This window comes from Streptomyces sp. NPDC001843 (assembly GCF_042891955.1).
Lineage (GTDB): Bacteria > Actinomycetota > Actinomycetes > Streptomycetales > Streptomycetaceae > Streptomyces.
The window spans coordinates 369,245-387,342 of sequence record NZ_JBIATQ010000007.1 but is presented as its reverse complement, the minus strand read 5'-3'; the positions used below and the strand labels follow the sequence as shown (position 1 = coordinate 387,342).

The 18,098-nt window shown below is 72.5% G+C and carries 19 protein-coding genes; 7 read left to right on the top strand and 12 right to left on the bottom strand.

Going from position 1 to position 18,098, the window contains the following annotated elements:
* Positions 1-24: 24 nt before the first annotated feature.
* Positions 25-204, bottom strand: coding sequence for a hypothetical protein (locus tag ACFYZQ_RS20190; RefSeq protein ID WP_389149266.1), 180 nt, complete (start codon positions 202-204; stop codon positions 25-27).
* Between the two features lie 41 nt (positions 205-245).
* On the opposite strand from ACFYZQ_RS20190, the gene ACFYZQ_RS20185 reads away from it, so the two are divergent.
* Positions 246-407: a hypothetical protein gene (locus ACFYZQ_RS20185; protein WP_389149263.1), complete on the top strand. Its 162-nt coding sequence runs from the start codon at positions 246-248 to the stop codon at positions 405-407.
* An 8-nt stretch (positions 408-415) separates the two neighbouring features.
* Here the strand turns inward: ACFYZQ_RS20185 and ACFYZQ_RS20180 are convergent, their stop codons facing one another.
* From ACFYZQ_RS20180 to ACFYZQ_RS20170, 3 genes are all read right to left on the bottom strand, one after another.
* Positions 416-1,243: a class I SAM-dependent methyltransferase gene (locus ACFYZQ_RS20180; RefSeq protein ID WP_389149260.1), complete on the bottom strand. Its 828-nt coding sequence runs from the start codon at positions 1,241-1,243 to the stop codon at positions 416-418.
* Between the two features lie 90 nt (positions 1,244-1,333).
* Positions 1,334-1,525, bottom strand: a complete 192-nt coding sequence (locus ACFYZQ_RS20175) for a DUF397 domain-containing protein (RefSeq protein ID WP_389149258.1) — start codon at positions 1,523-1,525, stop codon at positions 1,334-1,336.
* Positions 1,522-2,421: a Scr1 family TA system antitoxin-like transcriptional regulator gene (locus ACFYZQ_RS20170; RefSeq protein ID WP_389149255.1), complete on the bottom strand. Its 900-nt coding sequence runs from the start codon at positions 2,419-2,421 to the stop codon at positions 1,522-1,524. Before ACFYZQ_RS20170 ends, ACFYZQ_RS20175 begins: the two co-directional genes overlap by 4 nt.
* Before the next feature lie 175 nt (positions 2,422-2,596).
* On the opposite strand from ACFYZQ_RS20170, the gene ACFYZQ_RS20165 reads away from it, so the two are divergent.
* Positions 2,597-3,046, top strand: coding sequence for an ATP-binding protein (locus ACFYZQ_RS20165; protein ID WP_389149252.1), 450 nt, complete (start codon positions 2,597-2,599; stop codon positions 3,044-3,046).
* Between the two features lie 5 nt (positions 3,047-3,051).
* On the opposite strand, the gene ACFYZQ_RS20160 is transcribed toward ACFYZQ_RS20165, so the two are convergent.
* Positions 3,052-3,762: a TetR/AcrR family transcriptional regulator gene (locus tag ACFYZQ_RS20160; RefSeq protein WP_389149249.1), complete on the bottom strand. Its 711-nt coding sequence runs from the start codon at positions 3,760-3,762 to the stop codon at positions 3,052-3,054.
* Between the two features lie 161 nt (positions 3,763-3,923).
* Between ACFYZQ_RS20160 and ACFYZQ_RS20155 the strand changes: the two genes are divergently transcribed.
* Both ACFYZQ_RS20155 and ACFYZQ_RS20150 read left to right on the top strand, forming a co-directional pair.
* Positions 3,924-5,441, top strand: coding sequence for an APC family permease (locus tag ACFYZQ_RS20155; RefSeq protein ID WP_389149246.1), 1,518 nt, complete (start codon positions 3,924-3,926; stop codon positions 5,439-5,441).
* 33 nt (positions 5,442-5,474) lie between these two features.
* Positions 5,475-7,142, top strand: coding sequence for an amidohydrolase (locus ACFYZQ_RS20150; RefSeq protein ID WP_389149243.1), 1,668 nt, complete (start codon positions 5,475-5,477; stop codon positions 7,140-7,142).
* 20 nt (positions 7,143-7,162) lie between these two features.
* Here the strand turns inward: ACFYZQ_RS20150 and ACFYZQ_RS20145 are convergent, their stop codons facing one another.
* The 4 genes from ACFYZQ_RS20145 to ACFYZQ_RS20130 all read right to left on the bottom strand — a co-directional run bounded on the left by ACFYZQ_RS20145 (position 7,163) and on the right by ACFYZQ_RS20130 (position 10,871).
* On the bottom strand, positions 7,163-8,530 hold the full coding sequence (locus ACFYZQ_RS20145) for a hypothetical protein (protein WP_389149240.1): 1,368 nt from the start codon (positions 8,528-8,530) through the stop codon (positions 7,163-7,165).
* Positions 8,531-8,803: 273 nt separating this feature from the next.
* The gene (locus ACFYZQ_RS20140) at positions 8,804-9,232 is read right to left on the bottom strand and encodes a DUF6299 family protein (RefSeq protein ID WP_389149237.1); all 429 of its coding nucleotides are present in this window, start codon (positions 9,230-9,232) and stop codon (positions 8,804-8,806) included.
* A 116-nt stretch (positions 9,233-9,348) separates the two neighbouring features.
* Complete coding sequence (locus ACFYZQ_RS20135) at positions 9,349-9,747, bottom strand: RidA family protein (RefSeq protein ID WP_389149234.1); 399 nt, start codon at positions 9,745-9,747, stop codon at positions 9,349-9,351.
* Entirely contained in the window at positions 9,744-10,871 is a 1,128-nt protein-coding gene (locus ACFYZQ_RS20130) for an acyl-CoA dehydrogenase family protein (RefSeq protein WP_389149232.1), read from the bottom strand. Before ACFYZQ_RS20130 ends, ACFYZQ_RS20135 begins: the two co-directional genes overlap by 4 nt.
* A 162-nt stretch (positions 10,872-11,033) precedes the next feature.
* On the opposite strand from ACFYZQ_RS20130, the gene ACFYZQ_RS20125 reads away from it, so the two are divergent.
* Both ACFYZQ_RS20125 and ACFYZQ_RS20120 read left to right on the top strand, forming a co-directional pair.
* Entirely contained in the window at positions 11,034-12,635 is a 1,602-nt protein-coding gene (locus tag ACFYZQ_RS20125; RefSeq protein ID WP_389149229.1) for an AMP-binding protein, read from the top strand.
* A gap of 15 nt (positions 12,636-12,650) precedes the next feature.
* Positions 12,651-13,496, top strand: coding sequence for a PaaX family transcriptional regulator C-terminal domain-containing protein (locus tag ACFYZQ_RS20120; protein ID WP_389149226.1), 846 nt, complete (start codon positions 12,651-12,653; stop codon positions 13,494-13,496).
* 13 nt (positions 13,497-13,509) lie between these two features.
* Here ACFYZQ_RS20120 and ACFYZQ_RS20115 read toward each other — a convergent pair whose 3' ends face one another.
* Positions 13,510-15,777 carry a bifunctional salicylyl-CoA 5-hydroxylase/oxidoreductase gene (locus ACFYZQ_RS20115; protein ID WP_389149223.1) on the bottom strand — a complete coding sequence of 756 codons (2,268 nt, stop codon included), beginning with the start codon at positions 15,775-15,777 and terminating at the stop codon, positions 13,510-13,512.
* A 1-nt stretch (position 15,778) separates the two neighbouring features.
* Positions 15,779-16,606, bottom strand: coding sequence for an enoyl-CoA hydratase family protein (locus ACFYZQ_RS20110; protein ID WP_389149219.1), 828 nt, complete (start codon positions 16,604-16,606; stop codon positions 15,779-15,781).
* Positions 16,607-16,913: 307 nt separating this feature from the next.
* Between ACFYZQ_RS20110 and ACFYZQ_RS20105 the strand changes: the two genes are divergently transcribed.
* Positions 16,914-17,366 (top strand): ATP-binding protein, encoded by a 453-nt coding sequence (locus ACFYZQ_RS20105; RefSeq protein ID WP_389149216.1) that lies wholly within the window; start codon positions 16,914-16,916, stop codon positions 17,364-17,366.
* A gap of 191 nt (positions 17,367-17,557) precedes the next feature.
* Here the strand turns inward: ACFYZQ_RS20105 and ACFYZQ_RS20100 are convergent, their stop codons facing one another.
* The gene (locus tag ACFYZQ_RS20100; RefSeq protein WP_389149213.1) at positions 17,558-18,094 is read right to left on the bottom strand and encodes an SMI1/KNR4 family protein; all 537 of its coding nucleotides are present in this window, start codon (positions 18,092-18,094) and stop codon (positions 17,558-17,560) included.
* Between the last annotated feature and the right edge of the window lie 4 nt (positions 18,095-18,098).

Genomic DNA, 18,098 nt, shown 5'->3' with positions numbered 1-18,098 from the left:
GCGGTCTTCTTTTCTCTCGTCAGACTAATTCGCTGTCATGGTGCACTTGATGAAGCTTCCGGTCTGTGGGACGCAATCGCCCGAGATCGCGGTGCCCAGCCAGTAGGCGTCCTTGTCCATCAGGCGCATCTTCTTCGCGAAGCCGGCGGAGAAGGCCGCCAGGAGCCCGAGTTCTGTACTCCCGAGATCGACGAGCGTCCGCACACCTCGTTGAAGCTGGGCATTGTTCCGGGCAGGTTGCGCAGATGGATGGTGCCGTTGTCCATCTGCGCGAAGCTCTGCACGCACTCGGCGCCGGACGAATGAAGGGCAACCCGTCGATCAGCCGCGCGGACGTCGCCGACTTCCTGTACAAGGCGCCCCACAGCCGCGAGTGGATCCACCGCGACGCCGTCATCACGGGCTGACGAACTCGTCAGCGGATCGCCAACAGGCTGTACAGCAGTGGGATCCGGGGCTCGGGCAGCCGCCACCAGCCGGACGGTGTACGGACCATCTGCGGCCAGCGCGGCCACGGCAACTCGTCGTGCTCCCGCAGGCGCCGGATGGTCATCCCCGCCTCTGTCACCGCGTTGACGGCCTCGTCGACGCCGTGCATCCATTCGTAACTGTCCCGCACGCCCTCGACCGCGGGTCCGTCGGTGTACGTGTACGTCGCATCGCGGTGAACGGGTCCACGGCCGCCGAGATAGTCATGGCGCAGCAGTAGCTCGGGGCCCTCACCCGGGGCGGGTTTCAGGCCGAGGGCGTTGAGGAGCGGATGGAACTCGACGACGTACAGCCGGCCGCCGGGACGCAGCAGGCGGCTGACGGTCCGCGCCCACCGGGGGAGGTCTGGGAGATAGCACAGGGCTCCCTTGCCGGTGTAGACGACGTCGAAGCGCTGCTCACCGAGAGTTTCGACAGCGTCGTAGACATTGGCCTGTACGTACGTCACGTCGAGTCCCGCCTGCTCCGCGACGGCGCGGGCCGCCGCCACGGACGCCGGGGAGAAGTCGAGCCCCGTGGCCCGCGCTCCTCGTTGGGCGAAGGCGATCGTCTCGGTGCCGAGGTGGCACTGGAGGTGCAGTACGTCGCGTCCGTCGAGGTCCCCGAGGTCGTCCCATTCGAAGGGGGCGAACCAGCGGGCGGGGTCGAGGTCCTCTTCGATGCCGTAGAACCGGCTGGCCACGTGCACCGGGGTGCGCGCGTCCCAGTTCTCCTGGTTGGTGCGCATCAGCCGCTCGTGCTCATCGATGCTCATGGACTCCATCAAAGCGCGAACAGCCGGTGCCAGGCAGTCAATGGGTGGCCACCGCCTGGGCGTGCCGGCTGCGTACCGGCACGCCACCACTCAGTGTTCCGACGCGAACCGCACGAACCGTCCCCAGCCCTCCCGGCCCACCGCGAAGGCCGGGCGGGTCACGTCCTTGGAGTCCCTTACGTGGACGGCCTGTTCGGCGATCGCGACCTCCACGCAGTCGTCGCCCTGGCTGCCGCTGTAGCTCGACTTGAACCAGGCGAGTTCCCTCGTACCGCTGCTCATAGCTCTCCTCGCAGTCGCTCCAGCAGGGCCCGGGATTCCGTAGGGCTCAGGGCCTGCGAGCGCAGTGTTTCATAGCGCTGGCAGAGCAGGCTCACCTCTTTCCGGTCCGAGATCAGTCGCCCGTTCTGCTGTCCCTCGGAGTACGCGAGCCGCTGCCCCGCCGGAGTCTCCAAGATGCGCACCGGCCCGTCCAGACACGCGTGCAACCCCGCATCCAGCGGCACCACCTGAAGCGTCACGTTGCGCGGAGCGCTCCGCTCCAGCACATGGTCCAGCAGCTCACGCATGGCCTCGGCATCGCCGAACCGCCGCCGGAACACGTGCTCCTCGACGATGAAGCTGAACGGCACGGTGGGGCGCTCCCGCATCATCGCCTGCCGTTCCATGCGCGCGGTGAGCTGTGCCTCCAACTCCTCGTCGGTGCGCAGCGGGATCGTGCCCTCGAACACCGCCCGTGCGTACGGCTTCGACTGCAACAGCCCCGGCACCAACCGGCATTCGTACGTGCACAGAATCACCGCCTCCCGCTCCAGCCGGGCCCAGCGCCGAAACCAGGCCGCGAGGCCCGCCTCGCCCCGACTGAGGTGCCGGGCGGCCTTGCGCAGCGCGCCGGTGTTGCCGAGGGCTTCCTCGGCTCGCTCGACGAACGCCTGGTCCGGCACCCGGCGGCCCAACTCCACGGACTCCACGGTGTGTTTGGAGTACTGGACCCGGGCACTGAGGTCGACCCGGCTGAGTCCCGCGTGTTCTCGTAACGCCTGGACGACCACGCCGAACGTGCGCAGACTGTCGGACGGGTGAGGTTCCCGCTCCCAGTCCCCCGCCGGAGCCGACCGCGCGTCGACGCTTCCGGTTCCGTGCTCGGCCCCGACCGCGTCCCCTTCGACGATGTCCATCCGCCGCCCTTTCCCTCCGTACCGGACCGTGACGACTCGTCCTCACGGCCCCCTGGTGCGCCGCTCAGCGTGTCGCAACGCCCTGCGCACTGTCCACTCACAGTGCCCGTACGCTCACTCCGCGTACGAGGCGCCGCCCTCGCCCCGCCCCTCCCCCAACCGCCACGCTGACGCCATGAACCAAGCGTCCGCGCAGCTCAACGCGCCGCCCCGCACCTTCACGCAGCTGCTGTCCGCCACGCGGCGCGGCGCCCGGCTCGCCCGGCTGCTCGCCGTGACCGAGCTGGGCTCCTGGAGCGTGCCCCGGGACCTCACGGAGCGCACCGAGGCCGTGGTCGCGGAGCTCGCCGCCAACGCCGTCGTCCACGGCCGCGTGCCGGGTCGCTGCTTCCGGCTCACGCTCGCCTTCGACCCGTCGGTGGGCCGTCTCCGCGTGGAGGTCACCGACGCCCGCGGGGACCTCCCCCCGCGGATCGCGACGGGCGCCGCCGCTCCCGACGCGCTCCCCCTCGGCGGGCGCGGCCTGGCGCTCGTCGCCGCCCTCGCCGACCACTGGGACTGCGTCCCCCACCCACCCGGCGGCAAGACCGTCCGGGCGGTGCTCTCCACGCCGGCGGCCGGGTGATCGCCCTACCCGGCGGCCGGCGGCCCGGCACCCGCAGCCCGCGCCGCCAACGCCTCCAGCAGGAGGTCCACCGCCTCCTCGAAGGAGCTGTCCGCCATCGCGGGGAGCTCGCTGCGCGCGGCGGTCAGGGCCGGGTAGGAGGCGGGGTCGAGGTCCTGGTAGACGACCCGCCACGCCCGGTGGTCGGCCTCGCGCTGCTGCCGGGGAAGGGCCTGGAACGCCGCCTCCGCGGCCGCGTGGCTGAGCACGGTGTCGATGAAGGCCAGGTAGAGCCGGGCCGCTCGGGCGGGTTCGAAGCCCGCGGACATCAGCAGGCCGATGCCCGTGTCCACGGCCTGGATCTCGCTGCTGCGGCGGGTCACCCGGTGCGCCGCCATGGCGGCCGCCCGGGGATGGGCGAGGTATCCGGCGCGGACCCGCAGGGCCATCTCGCGCAGGGAGGCCACCCAGTCGTCGCCGGGTACGAACCCCTTCATCGCGTCGCCGATGATCCGGTCGGCGATGGCGAGCACCAGGTCGTCGGTGCCGTGAAAGTAGCGGTAGAGGGCGCTGGGGTCGCAGCCCAGGGCCGCGCCGAGGCGGCGTACGCTCAGTGCCTCGGGGCCGTGCTCGCCGATCAGCCGCAGCGCGGTGTCGACGATCAGGTCCTCCGACAGCAGGACCCCGGAGCGGGTGGGCCGCCGTCGTCTGCGCTCCTGAGGGACACGGGTCGGCATGCCGGGCTCCTCTCCGTCGGGGCGCCTGACGGCCACCTGGTCCCCGCAGTGAACGGCCGCCGAAAGCCTTATGTCAACAGGATTGACGCAATGGGCGCACCGGCTGTTCCATCGCCTCACCGCGCGGCTCTTCCCGTCACCCTTCCTCCGAGGAGCCCTCCATGTCGTCCATACCGTCCCAGGCCTCCCCACCGGCCTCCGCACCCGGCCCCGCCCTGAAGCGTTCGCTCGGCGTCGTCGACGGCATCGCCCTCGCCGCCTCCAGCACCGCCGCCACCACCAGCATCGCCATCGGCATGGGCACCATCGCCTCCATCGTGGGTCTGCAGGCCCCGGCGCTGTTGCTGCTGGCGTTCCTGCCGGTGCTGGGCATCGCCACCGCCTACGCCCGTCTCAACCGCTCCGAGCCCAACTGCGGCAACGGCTACGTGTGGGTCGGCAAGTCCCTCGGGCCCTGGCCCGGCTTCCTGACCGGCTGGGTCACCCTCGTCGGCTCGATCATCTTCTGCGCCTACACCAGCGCGATCATGGGGTCGGTCGTGCTGGCGTTCGCCAACAAGGCCGGGCTGCACAGCCTCGCCGGCGTCGCCCTCGATCCGACGTCCACCGGTGTCACCACGGGGGTCGGGCTGGTGATCCTCGTCGCCCTCGCCGCCCTGGCCGTCACCGGGATGCGGGCCGCCACCCGGTTCCAGTTCTCCCTGCTGGCCTTCGAGTACGCGGTGCTGCTGGGCTTCTGCGGCTGGGCCATGGTCACGGGGCACCACACGTTCTCCTTCTCCTGGTTCGACCCCTTCGAGATCTCCAGCGGCAAGACCTTCGCCCAGGGCATGGTCCTCGCCGTCTTCTTCTTCTGGGGGTGGGACGCGGCCTTCAGCGTCAACGAGGAGACGAAGAGCCCGGGTGACGCCGCCCGGGGAGGCCTGATCGCCCTCTTCGCCATGCTCGGCCTGTTCCTGTTCGCCTCGGTCGCCTTCCAGCGGGAGATGAGCCTGGCCGAACTCGTCCGCAACGGCCCGCAAGCCCTCCCCTACCTCGGTGAGAAACTGGCCGCCGAGCCGTGGGACACCCTGCCCCTGGTCGCGCTGATGTTCTCGGCCGTGGCCTCCGTGCAGGCCACCCTCATCCCCACCGCTCGCGGACTGCTCGCCATGGGCCGCGACCGCACCATGGGACCGCTGTGGACCCGTATCCACCCGCGGTACGGAACGCCCGCCGCCGGCACGGTCGTCGTGATGGCCATCGCCGCGGTGATCGCCCTGCTCGCCGTCGCCCTTCCCAAGCTGAGCGAGATGCTGCTGGCCGCCGTCAACGCCATCGGCCTGGTCGTGGCCCTCTACTACGGCCTCACCGCGCTCGCCTGCGCCGTCCGCTTCCGCTCCGCCCGCCACGAGGGACCGCGCGAGGCGCTGCTCGCCGTCGGCGTGCCCGCCGTGTCCGGGCTGATCCTGCTGGGTCTCGGCTGCTACCTCGGCTACTCGTACCTGACCATGAGCGACCACTTCGCGCTGAGCCCCGGCAACGGCTGGTTCATGTTCTCGCTGCCCGCCTTCATCGTCCTGGCCGGACTCGGCATGGCCGCCGTCGCCAAGTACGTCCGCCGCTCCCCGTACTTCACCACCGGGCGCGGCACCGACGCCGAGGCCCTGACCCTGCCCATGGACCGCACCGCGGTCTGACCTCCCCCGACCCCACCACGGAGTTCACCGCACATGTCGCATCCCCAGGCCGCAGGCCCCGCCGACCTCGTCCTCACCGGCGGTCCCGCGCACACCGTCGATGCCGCCCGCAGCCGCGCCACCGCCGTGGCCGTGCGCGGCGGGCGGATCACCGCCGTCGGCCACGACGAGGTGCACGAGCTGATCGGACCGGGCACCGAGGTGGTCGACCTCGCCGGGAAGCTGCTGCTGCCCGGCTTCCAGGACGCCCATGTGCACCCGCAGGGCGCGGGCCTCGAGCTCGGCCTGTGCCACCTGGGCGACACCGTCGACCCGACCGAGTACCTGCGCAGGATCAGGGCGTACGCCGACGAGCACCCGGACGCCGAGTGGATCACCGGCGGCGGCTGGTCCATGGAGGCGTTCCCCGGGGGCTCCCCCACGGCCGCCGACCTCGACGCGGTCGTCCCGCACCGGCCCGTCTTCCTGCCCAACCGGGACCACCACGGAGCATGGGTCAACAGCCGGGCGCTCCAGCGGGCCGGCATCGACGCCCGTACCCCCGACCCCGTCGACGGCCGGATCGAACGCGACGCCGACGGCACCCCCACCGGCATGCTCCAGGAGGGCGCGGTCCACCTCGTCGGCAGGCTGGTGCCCGACCCCACCCCCGAGGAGCAGCTCGCCGCCCTGCTGCGGGCCCAGGCCGTGCTGCACTCCCACGGGGTCACCGCCTGGCAGGACGCCATCGTCGGCACCTACACCAACATGACCGACCCGGCCCCCGCCTACCACGCGGCGCTGGACCGGGGCCTGCTCACCGCGCGGGTCGTCGGCGCACTTTGGTGGGACCGGGAGCGCGGCGCCGAGCAGATACCCGAACTGGGCGCCCGGCGTGAGGAGTTGAGCAGGGGACGGTTCCGCGCCACGACCGTGAAGATCATGCAGGACGGCATCGCGGAGAACCACACCGCCGCCATGCTCGACCCGTACCTCACCGGCTGCGGCTGCGCCTCGGACAACAGCGGCATCAGCTTCGTCGAGCCGGGTGAGCTGAAGAAGTACGTCACCGAGCTCGACGCGCTGGGCTTCCAGGTGCACTTCCACGCCCTCGGCGACCGGGCGGTCCGGGAGGCGCTCGACGCGGTGGAGGCCGCCCGCACCGCCAACGGGTGGCGCGACACCCGGCACCACCTGGCGCACCTGCAGGTCGTGCACCCGGACGACGTGCCCCGGTTCCGCGCCCTGGGCGCCGGCGCCAACCTGCAGATGCTGTGGGCCGCCCACGAACCGCAGATGGACGAGCTGACGCTGCCCTTCCTCGGCGCGGAACGCGGGAGGAGGCAGTATCCGTTCGGCGATCTGCTGCGGGCCGGCGCGACGACGGCCGCGGGCAGTGACTGGCCGGTCAGCAGCCCCGATCCGCTCCAGGCCATCCATGTCGCCGTCAACCGGGTCTCGCCGCAGGCGCCCGCGGGCACACCGGCCTTCCTCCTCGGGCAGCGCCTCGATCTGGGGGCCGCCGTCGCCGCGTACACCGCGGGCAGCGCCTACGTGAACCACCTCGACCACATCACCGGCAGCATCGCGGTCGGCAAGTCGGCCGACCTGGTCGTGCTCGACCGCGACCCGTTCGCGGGGCCGCCCGAGGAGATCGCCGCCACCCGCGTACTGCAGACCTTCGTGGAGGGGCGACGCGTCCACGCGGCCGCCGACGCGTGATCATGGGACGCCGGGGGCCGTCACCAGCTCCAGCCGTGACCTCCGCCGCTGTGGAACAGGGCCGTGACCGCGGTGACCACCACGAGGTACCCGGTGGCGCGGCCCTGGTGGAACATGGCGGCGAGCGCCCAGGCGAAAGCGGCGTACCAGGGCATCGACCACGGTGCCGTGAGGAGCCACGCGAAGGCGAGCGCGAACGTCACGGCGGCGGCAGCGGGGGTGTCCGCCGGCACCCGGTGGCGCAGTGCCGCGGCGAGCGCCAGCATCAGGACGGGCCACAGCAGACGGATGACGGTCGAGGAGGCGCCGGGTCCCAGCGACGCGGTGGCGAACCCGTCGAACGCCTGCCACACCGAGGGTCTGGAGATCTGCTGTGTGGCCGCGGAGAGCGGGGCCAGCGCGTGTGAGCCGTAGACGCTGTACACGCCGGCCAGTGTCAGTGCGGCGGCGGACAGCTGCCGCAGGGCCCGCCGCCAGGTGCCGGAGCGGAGCAGCGGCCAGGCCAGTCCGACGGCGAGCAGGGCGGCACTGATCTTGACGCCGCAGGCCAGGCCGACGAGCACGCCGACCGTCGCGTCGTGGTGCCGACCGGCGGTCCGGGTGGCGAGGCGGACCGCACAGACGGCCAGGCAGGCGACGAGGGTGTCCAGGTGCCCGCCGACGACCATCAGGCCGATCAGGAGCGGATTGGCGATCCACAGCAGCCCGGCCCGGACGGGATCGTCGGCGGTGCGCAGTAGCAGGCAGCCCGTGGCCAGGAACGCGGCCGCGTTGGCGAACATCAGGACCGAGATGGTCAGCCATGGCCGGTCGCCGCCGACGTACGCCGCGGCGGCCTGCCACCACGTCGCGACCGGCCCGTACACCGAGGGTGTGTCCCGCCAGGCGGCGCCCACGAGATCGGCGTAGCCGCCGCCCAGCTGGGCGGGGGTCGTCAGATACGGATCGCCGCCGAGCGCGGTGATGCGGCCGTAGGCGGCGTAGCTGGCCGTGTCGGAGGAGCCGACCGGGGTGACGCCCGCCAGGACGACCGTGGCGAGGGCGCCGACGCGGAAGAGGCGCCGGGGGTCGGGGCTCCAGCCCTCCCGGTGCGCCTTGAGGGTCAGGAGCGTGCCGAGGCAGGACAGCGCTATGGCCGCCAGAGTGGCTGTCAGGGAGAGGGCGCCGGGCAAGGGGGGCAGGTGGAGCCAGCCCGTCGCCGTCCTGAGCGTGTTGTAGTTGGGGGCGCTCGCGCCGACCGTCCCGAACAGCAGGACGCCCACCACGGACATCCACAGGCCCGCGGGCAGCGCGGACCGGGCGAGGACCGTCGACGGCCGCGAGGGAATGGTGCGGATGCCGCCCGAAGAACGCGGGGCCCACTCGTTGTCGTCGGTTGTCCAGGTCACTGTCTGCCCTGAGCTGTCGGTGCTTCGGCCTTCCGCGGGGACAGGACGCGGACGCGGTCGGGTGTCCCCTAGGCGGAACGCTACCGCCCGCCGAGTGAGCCGGATGCCGCGGACGTGCCGCACATCGGCCCGCGCCCTGGGCATTCCTGCAGGTCACAGTGGCTGGGCAGGGGTGGGGGACACCGAATCCGGCGGGTTCGCCTCCGCAACATTCACCCACGCACCACTCATGACAGGCCTGGTGTTGCGATGGTGGCCACCTGACGCGTGCGGTCAGGGCCGGACCAGGGTCACGTCCTGCTCCCGGTCGGCGTGGAAGTGCGGTACCGGGACGCCTTCCTCGGGGCGCAGGTCCAGGACGGTTGCCTGGACGCGGGCCGCGCCGGGCTCGAAGGGGTCCTGGGTGACCTGGCCGGAGTTCTCCCAGCGGTGCTCGGCGCCGTCGCACTGGGCGCGGCTGCCTCCGATGCCGTGCCGTGCTCCGGAGTGGTCCTGGCTGATGGAGATGCCGATGAAGACCGGAGTCGTGCCGGTGGCGGTGCAGCGGTAGGTGCCGGAGACGGTGACGGTGCCGTCCGCGGCGATACGGCCCGTGCGGTCGACCGTGACGGTCTCGGTCGGGCCGGCGGTCGCGGGGGCGACGGCTGCGAACAGGAGGGCGGCGGCGCCGGCGGCGGCGCCGAGGACGGGACGCAGGGGCATGGAGTACCTTCCGGATCATGGGGTGCGGCCTCCACCTGTACCGCCCAGGGGGCGCTCGCGGTGTGATCGTCACTCAATCGGTGGCGCGTCACGCGTGCCGACGGCCTGCCCCGGGGTCACGGGAGTACGGCGAACCCGTCGAGTTCCACCATCGCCTTCTCGTCCCACAGCCGGACGACCTCCACGACGGCCATCGCCGGGTAGTCGCGGCCCGCGAACCGCCGCCAGATGCGGCCGAGTTCGGGCGCGTGGGCGCGGTAGGCGGCGACGTCGGTGGTGTAGACGGTGACGCGGGCGAGGGCGGCGGGGGTGCCGCCGGCCGCGTGGAGGGCGGTGAGGAGGTTGCCGAGGGCCTGCTCGAACTGTGCGGGGAGGGTGTCGCCGAGGACCTTGCCGTCGGGGTCGAGCGCGGTCTGGCCCGCGAGGAAGACGATCCGGCCGCCGGTGGCCACGACGGCATGGGAGAAGCCGGTCGGCGGGGAGAGCTCGGGCGGGTTGACACGCTCGGCGGTCATCGGGCCTCCACGTGGGCGTACAGCTCCTTGGCGATGATGCCGCGCTGCACCTCGCTGGCGCCCTCGTACACGCGGGGGGCGCGCACCTCGCGGTAGAGGTGTTCGAGGAGGTGGCCGCGGCGCAGGGCGCGGGCGCCGTGCAGCTGGACGGCCGCGTCGACGACGTACTGCGCGGTCTCGGTGGCGAGCAGCTTCGCCATCGCCGAGCGCTTGGGGACGTCCGGGGCGTCCTCGTCGTACGCCGTGGCCGCCGCGTACACCATCAGGCGTGCCGCGTCGGTGCGCAGCGCCATCTCGGCGACCCGGTGGGCGACGGTCTGCAGGTCGCTCAGCTTGCCGCCGAAGGCGTCGCGCCGCGCGGTGTGGGCGAGGGTGGCGTCCAGCGCGGCCTGCGCCATGCCGACGGCGAAGGCGCCGACGCTGGGCCGGAAGAGGTTGAGGGTGCCCATGGCGACCCGGAAGCCGCGGTCGGGCTCGCCGAGGACGTCGTCCGCGGTGACGGGTACGGCGTCGAAGCCGAGGCTGCCGATGGGGTGCGGGGAGAGCATCTCCAGGGCGGAGCCGGTGAGGCCGGGGCGGTCGGCGGGGACCAGGAAGGCGGTCACCCCGCGGGCGCCCGCTTCGGGGGTGGTGCGCGCGAACACGGTGTAGAAGTCGGCTTCGGGGGCGTTGGAGATCCAGCACTTCTCGCCGCTGAGCCGCCAGCGCCCGGGGCCGTCGGGGTCCGCCGTGAGGGAGAGCGCCGCCGCGTCCGATCCCGCCCCCGGCTCGCTCAGGGCGAAGGCGGCCACGGCGCTGCCGTCGGCGACCCGGGGCAGCCAGTGCCCGCGCTGTGCCGGGGTGCCGTGGGCGTGGACGGGGTGGGCGCCCAGGCCCTGCAGAGCGAGGGCGGTCTCGGCCTCGGTGCAGGCGTACGCCAGGGACTCCCGCATGAGGCACAGGTCCAGCGCGCCGGAGGTGAACAGCCGGGACAGCAGGCCCAGCCGGCCGAGTTCGGCGACGAGCGGGCGGTTGACGCGGCCCGGCTCCCCCTTCTCGGCGATCGGGCGCAGTCGTTCGGCGGCCAGGGTGCGTAGTTCGGCGCACCGGGCGGCCTGTTCCGGTTCGAGCGAGAATGCGGACAACTCGCCGGTCTCCTCTCCCGTTTCCCCCGTTTCGCGCGGCTCCCCCATGCGCCGGGGCGCACCCCTCGACGGTATCGCGTCTGGTTGACTGCCGTCACCAACACGATACGCTCCTTGCGCGAGCCCACCATCAGCGCCAGTCCGGCAAGGGGGCGAACCGCCATGCATCTCTCGGCCCACGTCGACACCTTCGCGCGCGACCACCTCCCGCCGCCCGGCGAATGGCCGGAACTGCGCTTCGACCTGCCGGAGCTGCGTTACCCGGACCGGCTGAACTGCGCGGCCGAACTGCTGGACCACGCCGCCCCGGACCGCCCGGTGTTCCACACCCCCGCGGGCCCGTCCTGGACGTACGGCGACCTGCGGGCCCGCGTCGACCATGTGGCCCACGTCCTCACCCGCGACCTGGGGGTGGTCCCCGGCAACCGCGTCCTGCTGCGCGGCCCGACCACCCCCTGGCTCGCGGCCTGCTGGCTGGCGGTGCTGAAGGCGGGCGCGGTCGCCGTGACCGTGCTGGCCCAGCAGCGCCCGCACGAGCTGGCGACGATGTGCGAGATCGCCCGGGTGGGGCACGCCCTGTGCGACGTCCGGGCCGTGGACGACCTGGTGAAGGCCGGTGTGCCGGGCCTCAGGATCACGACGTACGGCGGTGACGCGCCGGACGACCTCCTGGGCCGCGTGTCATCCGGAACCCCCTACCAGGCGGTCGACACGGCGTCCGACGACGTGGCGCTGATCGCGTTCACCTCCGGCACCACCGGTCGTCCCAAGGGGTGCATGCACTTCCACCGGGACGTGCTGGCGATCGCGGACACCTTCTCCCGGCATGTGCTCAGGCCCCGGGCGGACGACGTCTTCACCGGCAGTCCCCCGCTGGGCTTCACCTTCGGCCTCGGCGGGCTGGTGGTCTTCCCGCTGCGGGCCGGGGCCAGCGCCCTGCTCCTCGAACAGGCCGGTCCGAGACAGCTGTTGCCCGCGATCGCCGAGCACCGGGTGTCGGTGCTGTTCACGGCGCCGACCGCGTACCGGGCGATGCTCGGGGAACTGGAGAGACCCGCCGGCCACGACCTGTCGTCCCTGCGGCGCTGTGTCTCCGCCGGTGAGAACCTGCCCGCCGCGACCTGGCGGGCCTGGCACGAGCGCACCGGGCTGCGGGTCATCAACGGCATCGGCGCGACCGAGCTGCTGCACATCTTCGTCTCCGCCGCCGACGAGCACATCCGGCCCGGCACGACCGGCCTGCCGGTGCCCGGATGGCAGGCGCGGGTGCAGGACGAGCACGGCGACCCGGTGCCCGACGGCGAGCCCGGCCTGCTGGCGGTGCGCGGGCCGGTCGGCTGCCGCTACCTGGCCGACCCCCGGCAACGGGAGTACGTGCGCGGCGGCTGGAACCTCACCGGGGACACGTATGTCCGGGAGCGCGACGGGTACCTCCGCTATGTGGCGCGCGCCGACGACATGATCATCTCCGCCGGGTACAACATCGCAGGCCCGGAGGTGGAGGACGCGCTGCTGCGCCATCCGGACGTGGTGGAGGCGGCGGTCGTCGGACGGCCCGACGAGGCGCGCGGGCAGGTCGTGGTGGCGTACGCCGTACTGAAGGAGGGCGCGGACCGGGACGCCGAGGCGCTGCGGGCCCATCTGCGGTCCGAGCTGGCGCCGTACAAGTGCCCCCGCGAGTTCGTCTTCCTCGACGCGCTGCCGCGTACCGCGACCGGCAAGCTCCAGCGGTTCCGCCTGCGCACCGATGGTGACCAGCAGTGATGCCGAAGACTTAAAATGATCAACGTGTCCGACCAGCACGCCCCCCGGTCCCTCATCGTCACGCTCTACGGCGCGTACGGCCGCTTCATGCCCGGCCCGATGCCCGTCGCCGAGCTGATCAGACTGCTGGCCGCGGTCGGCGTGGACGCGCCGTCCGTGCGCTCGTCGGTCTCCCGGCTGAAACGGCGCGGGCTGCTGGTGCCGGCCCGCACCGCCGAGGGCGCGGCCGGGTACGAACTCTCGCCCGAGGCGCTGCAGTTGCTGGACGACGGCGACCGGCGCATCTACGCCACGGCGGCCCCCCGGGACGAGGGCTGGGTGCTGGCGGTGTTCTCGGTGCCGGAGTCGGAGCGGCAGAAACGGCACGTACTGCGCTCCCGGCTGGCCGGCCTGGGCTTCGGCACGGCGGCCCCCGGTGTGTGGATCGCGCCGGCCCGGCTGCACGAGGAGACCCGGCACACCCTGCGGCGCCTCGGCCTCGATCCGTACGTCGACTTCTTCCGCGGTGAGCACCTGGGCTTCGCGCCCACCGTGGAGGCGGTCGCCCGCTGGTGGGACCTGACGGCGATCGCCAAGGCGCACGAGGCGTTCCTCGACGTGCACGCGCCCGTGCTGCACGCCTGGGAGGGCCGCGCGGACACCTCGCCGGAGGAGGCCTACCGCGACTACCTCCTCGCCCTGGACTCCTGGCGCCACCTGCCCTACACCGACCCCGGGCTGCCCGCCCGGCTGCTGCCCGCCGACTGGCCGGGGGTGCGCTCGGCCGCCGTGTTCCGGGGGCTGCACGAGCGGCTGCGGGACGCGGGGGCCGGGTTCGTGGCCGGTGTGGGCCAGTCCCTCCCCGATCACCGCCGAACCTAGTCCAGGCCGGAGATCAGCTCCGCAGCGTGAGCCGGGGCTTGGGGGCGTCCGTGCGTCCGGTCTGGGGGCGCCTGCTGCCCGCCCGGTACGGCGCGGGCCAGACGACGCCCGGGCCCTCGTAGCCCTGCTCGGCCGCCGCGTGCAGGGTCCAGTGCGGGTCGTAAAGGTGCGGGCGGGCCAGCGCGCACAGGTCCGTACGGCCCGCGAGGATCAGGGAGTTCACGTCGTCCCAGGACGAGATCGCGCCGACCGCGATCACCGGGACGCCCGCCGAGTTCCGGATGCGGTCGGCGAACGGCGTCTGGTACGACCGCCCGTACTCCGGCCGCTCCTCGGCGACCACCTGCCCGGTCGACACGTCGATCGCGTCGGCGCCGTGCGCGGCGAAGGCGCGGGCGATCTCCACGGCGTCCTCGGCGGTGTTGCCGCCCTCGGCCCAGTCCGTGGCGGAGATCCGCACGGTCATGGGCTTCTCCTCCGGCCACACCGCGCGTACGGCGTCGAAGACCTCCAGCGGGAAGCGGAGCCGTTTCGCCGGCGAGCCGCCGTAGGCGTCGTCACGCAGGTTGGTGAGCGGGGAGAGGAAGCCGGAGAGCAGATAGCCGTGCGCGCAGTGCAGTTCGAGCAGATCGAAACCGGCGCGGACGGCCCGTAGGGCGGCGGCGGCGAACTGTTCGCGGATGTCGGTGAGCTGGGCGCGGGACAGCTCGCGCGGGATCTGGCTGCCCGGCTTGTACGGCAGTGGGGAGGCGGCCACGAGCGGCCAGTTGCCGTCGGGCAGCGGCTCGTCGATGCCCTCCCACATCAGCCTCGTCGAGCCCTTGCGGCCGGCGTGGCCGAGCTGCACGCCGATCGCGGTGCCGGGCGCCTGGGTGTGCACGAAGTCGGTGATCCGCCGCCAGGCCTCGGTCTGCCTGCCGGTCCAGAGCCCGGTGCAGCCGGGGGTGATCCGCCCCTCCTCGCTCACGCACACCATCTCGGTCATCACCAGCCCGGCGCCGCCGAGGGCCCGGGAGCCGAGGTGGACGAGGTGGAAGTCACCGGGGACGCCGTCCTTCGCCGAGTACATGTCCATGGGGGATACGACGACCCGGTTGCGCAGGGTCAGGCCGCGCAGCCGGAACGGGGTGAACATCGGGGGCGTGCCGGGCGGGCAGCCGAACTCCCTTTCCACGGCCGCGGTGAAGCGTGCGTCGCGCAGCCGCAGGTTGTCGTGGGTGACACGGCGGCTGCGGGTGAGCAGGTTGAAGGCGAACCGGCGGGGCGGCTGGTCGAGGTACAGCGCGAGGTTCTCGAACCATTCGAGGCTGGCCCGGGCGGCCCGCTGGGTGGAGGCGACGACGGGCCGGCGCTCCGCCTCGTACGCGGCCAGCGCCTCGGTCAGGGTGGGCTGTTCGGTCAGGCAGGCGGCGAGGGCGAGGGCGTCCTCGACGGCGAGTTTGGTGCCGGAGCCGATGGAGAAGTGCGCGGTGTGGGCGGCGTCGCCGAGGAGGACGACGTTGCCGTGGGACCAGCGGTCGTTGACGACCGTGCGGAAGGTGGTCCAGGCGGACTTGTTGGAGCGCAGCGGGCGTCCGTCGAGCGCGTCGGCGAAGATCTTGGCGCAAGTCTCGACCGACTGCTGTTCGTCCGTCTCCGCGAACCCGGCGGCCCGCCACACCTCCTCGCGCATCTCGACGATCACGGTGGAGGCGTCGGCCGCAAAGGGGTAGCCGTGCAGCTGCATCACGCCGTGCTCGGTCTCGGCGATCTCGAAGCGGAAGGCGTCGAAGGGGAAGTCGGCGGCGAGCCATGTGTAGCGGCACCGGTGGGTGGCCACATGGGGCCGGAAGACGGGGGCGTAGGCCTCGCGGGTGGTGCTGTGCACACCGTCGGCGGCGATGACGAGGTCGTGGGTCGTGGCGAGCCGGTCGGCGTCGGGCGCTTCGCTGCGGAACCGGATCTCCACCCCGAGGGCGCGGCAGCGCTCGTGCAGGATCTCCAGGAGCCGCCGCCGGCCGAGCGCGGCGAAGCCGTGTCCCGAGGAGCGGTGCCGTACGCCCCGGTGCACGATGTCGATGTCGTCCCAGCGGACGAAGTCCCGCTGGAGGGCCGCGTAGACCAGCGGGTCGGCGTGCTGGATGCCGCCGAGGGTCTCGTCGGAGAGGACGACGCCGAAGCCGAAGGTTTCGTCGGGGGCGTTGCGTTCCCACAGGGTGATCTCGCGGGCCGGGTCGAGGCGCTTGAGCAGCGCCGCGGCGTACAGGCCGCCGGGGCCGCCACCGATCACGGCGACTTTCATGTCACCTCCCCCGCCACTTGGGCGGCCGCTTCTCGGTGAACGCCGCGTGGAACTCGGCGTAGTCCTCGCCGTTCATCAGCAGCGCCTGGGTGGAGGCGTCCAGCTCCACCGCTGCCGACAGGGGCATGTCCAGCTCCGCGGTGAGCAGCGCCTTCGTCCGGTCGTGGGCCAGTGCCGGGCCGTCGGCCAGGCGGCGGGCCAGCGCGGCGGCGGCCCGGTCCGCGCCGCCCTCCTCGGTCAGCTCGCTGATCAGGCCGATCCGCTCGGCCTCCGGCGCCCGCACCGGCTCGCCCAGCATCAGCAGCCGGGTTGCGTGCCCGAGGCCGACGACCCTGGGCAGCAGGTACGCCGCGCCCATGTCGCCGCCGGACAGGCCGACCCGGGTGAAGAGGAAGGCGAAGCGGGCCGACGGGTCGGCGACACGGAAGTCGGCGGCCAGTGCGAGCACGGCTCCGGCTCCCGCCGCCACGCCGTGCACGGCCGCGATCACCGGGAACGGGCACTCGCGGACGGCGCGGACGACCTGCCCGGTCATCCGGTTGAAGTCGAGGAGCTGGGCGGTGTCCATGGCGAGGGTGGCGCCGATGATCTCGTCGACGTCGCCGCCGGAGCAGAAGCCGCGCCCCTCGCCGGCCAGTACCAGGGCCCGTACCGACCGCTCGCGGGACAACTCGGCGAGCAGGTCGCGCAGGTCGGCGTAGGCGCCGAAGGTGAGGGCGTTGAGTTTGTCGGGGCGGGCGAGGGTCACGGTGGCGACCCCGTCGGCGAGGCCGACGCGCAGATGCTCCCAGCGCGGGGTGCGGGCGGCGGAGCCGGTGAAGGGACTCATGACGGGCGGCCTCCTCGGGGGCGGCGGTGCCTCACGTAGCTCTGCTGGCTCTACCCATGAAGCTATCACTCATTTGTGACTGTCGTCACGAGTGCGCGACAGCGCCGAGCCGCTCCCGCCGGTCCGGTCACGTCGGTCACGGGACGTCGACACTCCGGTAACAGCGGGACCGGGGACGCGAGGCGGGCCGCCCGTGCGGGTAAGCCGCCCGGTACCGGGGCCGAGGGCTCCGGATGCGGTGCCCGCCTCAGGAGCCTCGGGCCGGGCCCGTACCATTCATACGGTTGAAAGCAGGACAGCCTGCTCCATGAACGGACCCGCCTTGTACGAACGCCACTCAGCCCCCGCCTCCTGGCGCATCGCGCTGCCGCACACCGCCGCCGCGGTGCCCGTGGCCCGCGCGCTGGTGCGCACGGCGCTGGCCGAGCAGGAGCACGCGACCGACTGCGACACCGCGGAGCTGCTCACGGCGGAGTTGGTCGCCAACGCGGTGGAGCACACCGCGGGCACCGGCCCGATCGAGCTGGTGGTGGAAGTGACGTCGACCGGCTGCCGGGTCGAGGTGCACGACCCGGACCCGGCGCCGCCCGGGAACCTCACCCGGGCGGTGGTCGAGGCGCCCGACCCCTGGGACGAGGGCGGGCGGGGCCTGCTGCTGATCCAGGCCCTGAGCTCGTCGTGCGGCCACCGGCCCACGGAGGCGGGCAAGGCGGTGTGGTTCAGACTCCCTGTGGTGCCCGCTCAGCGGCGTCCGCGGTGACCTCCGCACCGTCCGTGGCGGCGGCCAGCCGGGAGTTGCGGCGCCCGTAGCCGGGCGTAGGTTTCGGGAGTCACGGCTGCTCGACGTGATCGCGCACGTGGTCGGCACCGAGGCTGCTGTCTCAACCGGCCCGGTCCGCGTCCTGTCCAGCGGTGCAGTCTCGCAGGCGAGACCTGTGGCACCCACGGGACCTACATGTCGCGAGCCGGGCGGAAGCTGTGCTGAGGCAACGGGAACTCGTCCCACAGAATGTTCGAGCGGATCTCGCTGCCGAGAACTGCCGTAAGAAAACGGGTCACGGTCATGTCGTACCGTTCCCAGTCCTCCCCGGACTCGTCATTGATCATGATGATACGGCTGTCGGGATCGTCGCCGGGTTGTACGAGCCAGTACAGATACTCTCCGTTGTCCGTGGTTGCCCAGCAGATCAGACGTGCGCCGTCATTCTCCAGTTCGGCGGGTTTGTCCTCGTACTGCCACAGCGACTCGTTGGCCTCGTCACGCTCCGAGGAGATCTTGAGCTGGTCATAGACGTCATTGGCGCAGCCGGGCTCCAGGAGCAGCAGGTATCCGTCTACGAAGCCGCCCCCGTAAGTGTTGATGAGCTCTTTGTAGTCCGCGGGCAGAACGGCCTCGAGTGCTGTTTCCGCGGCCTCCCAGTCGGGGGTCTGCTCCGGTGCGGTGGGCCGCGGCAGGAGTTCGGTGAGCCGGTTCAGCTCGGGGTTCATCGGA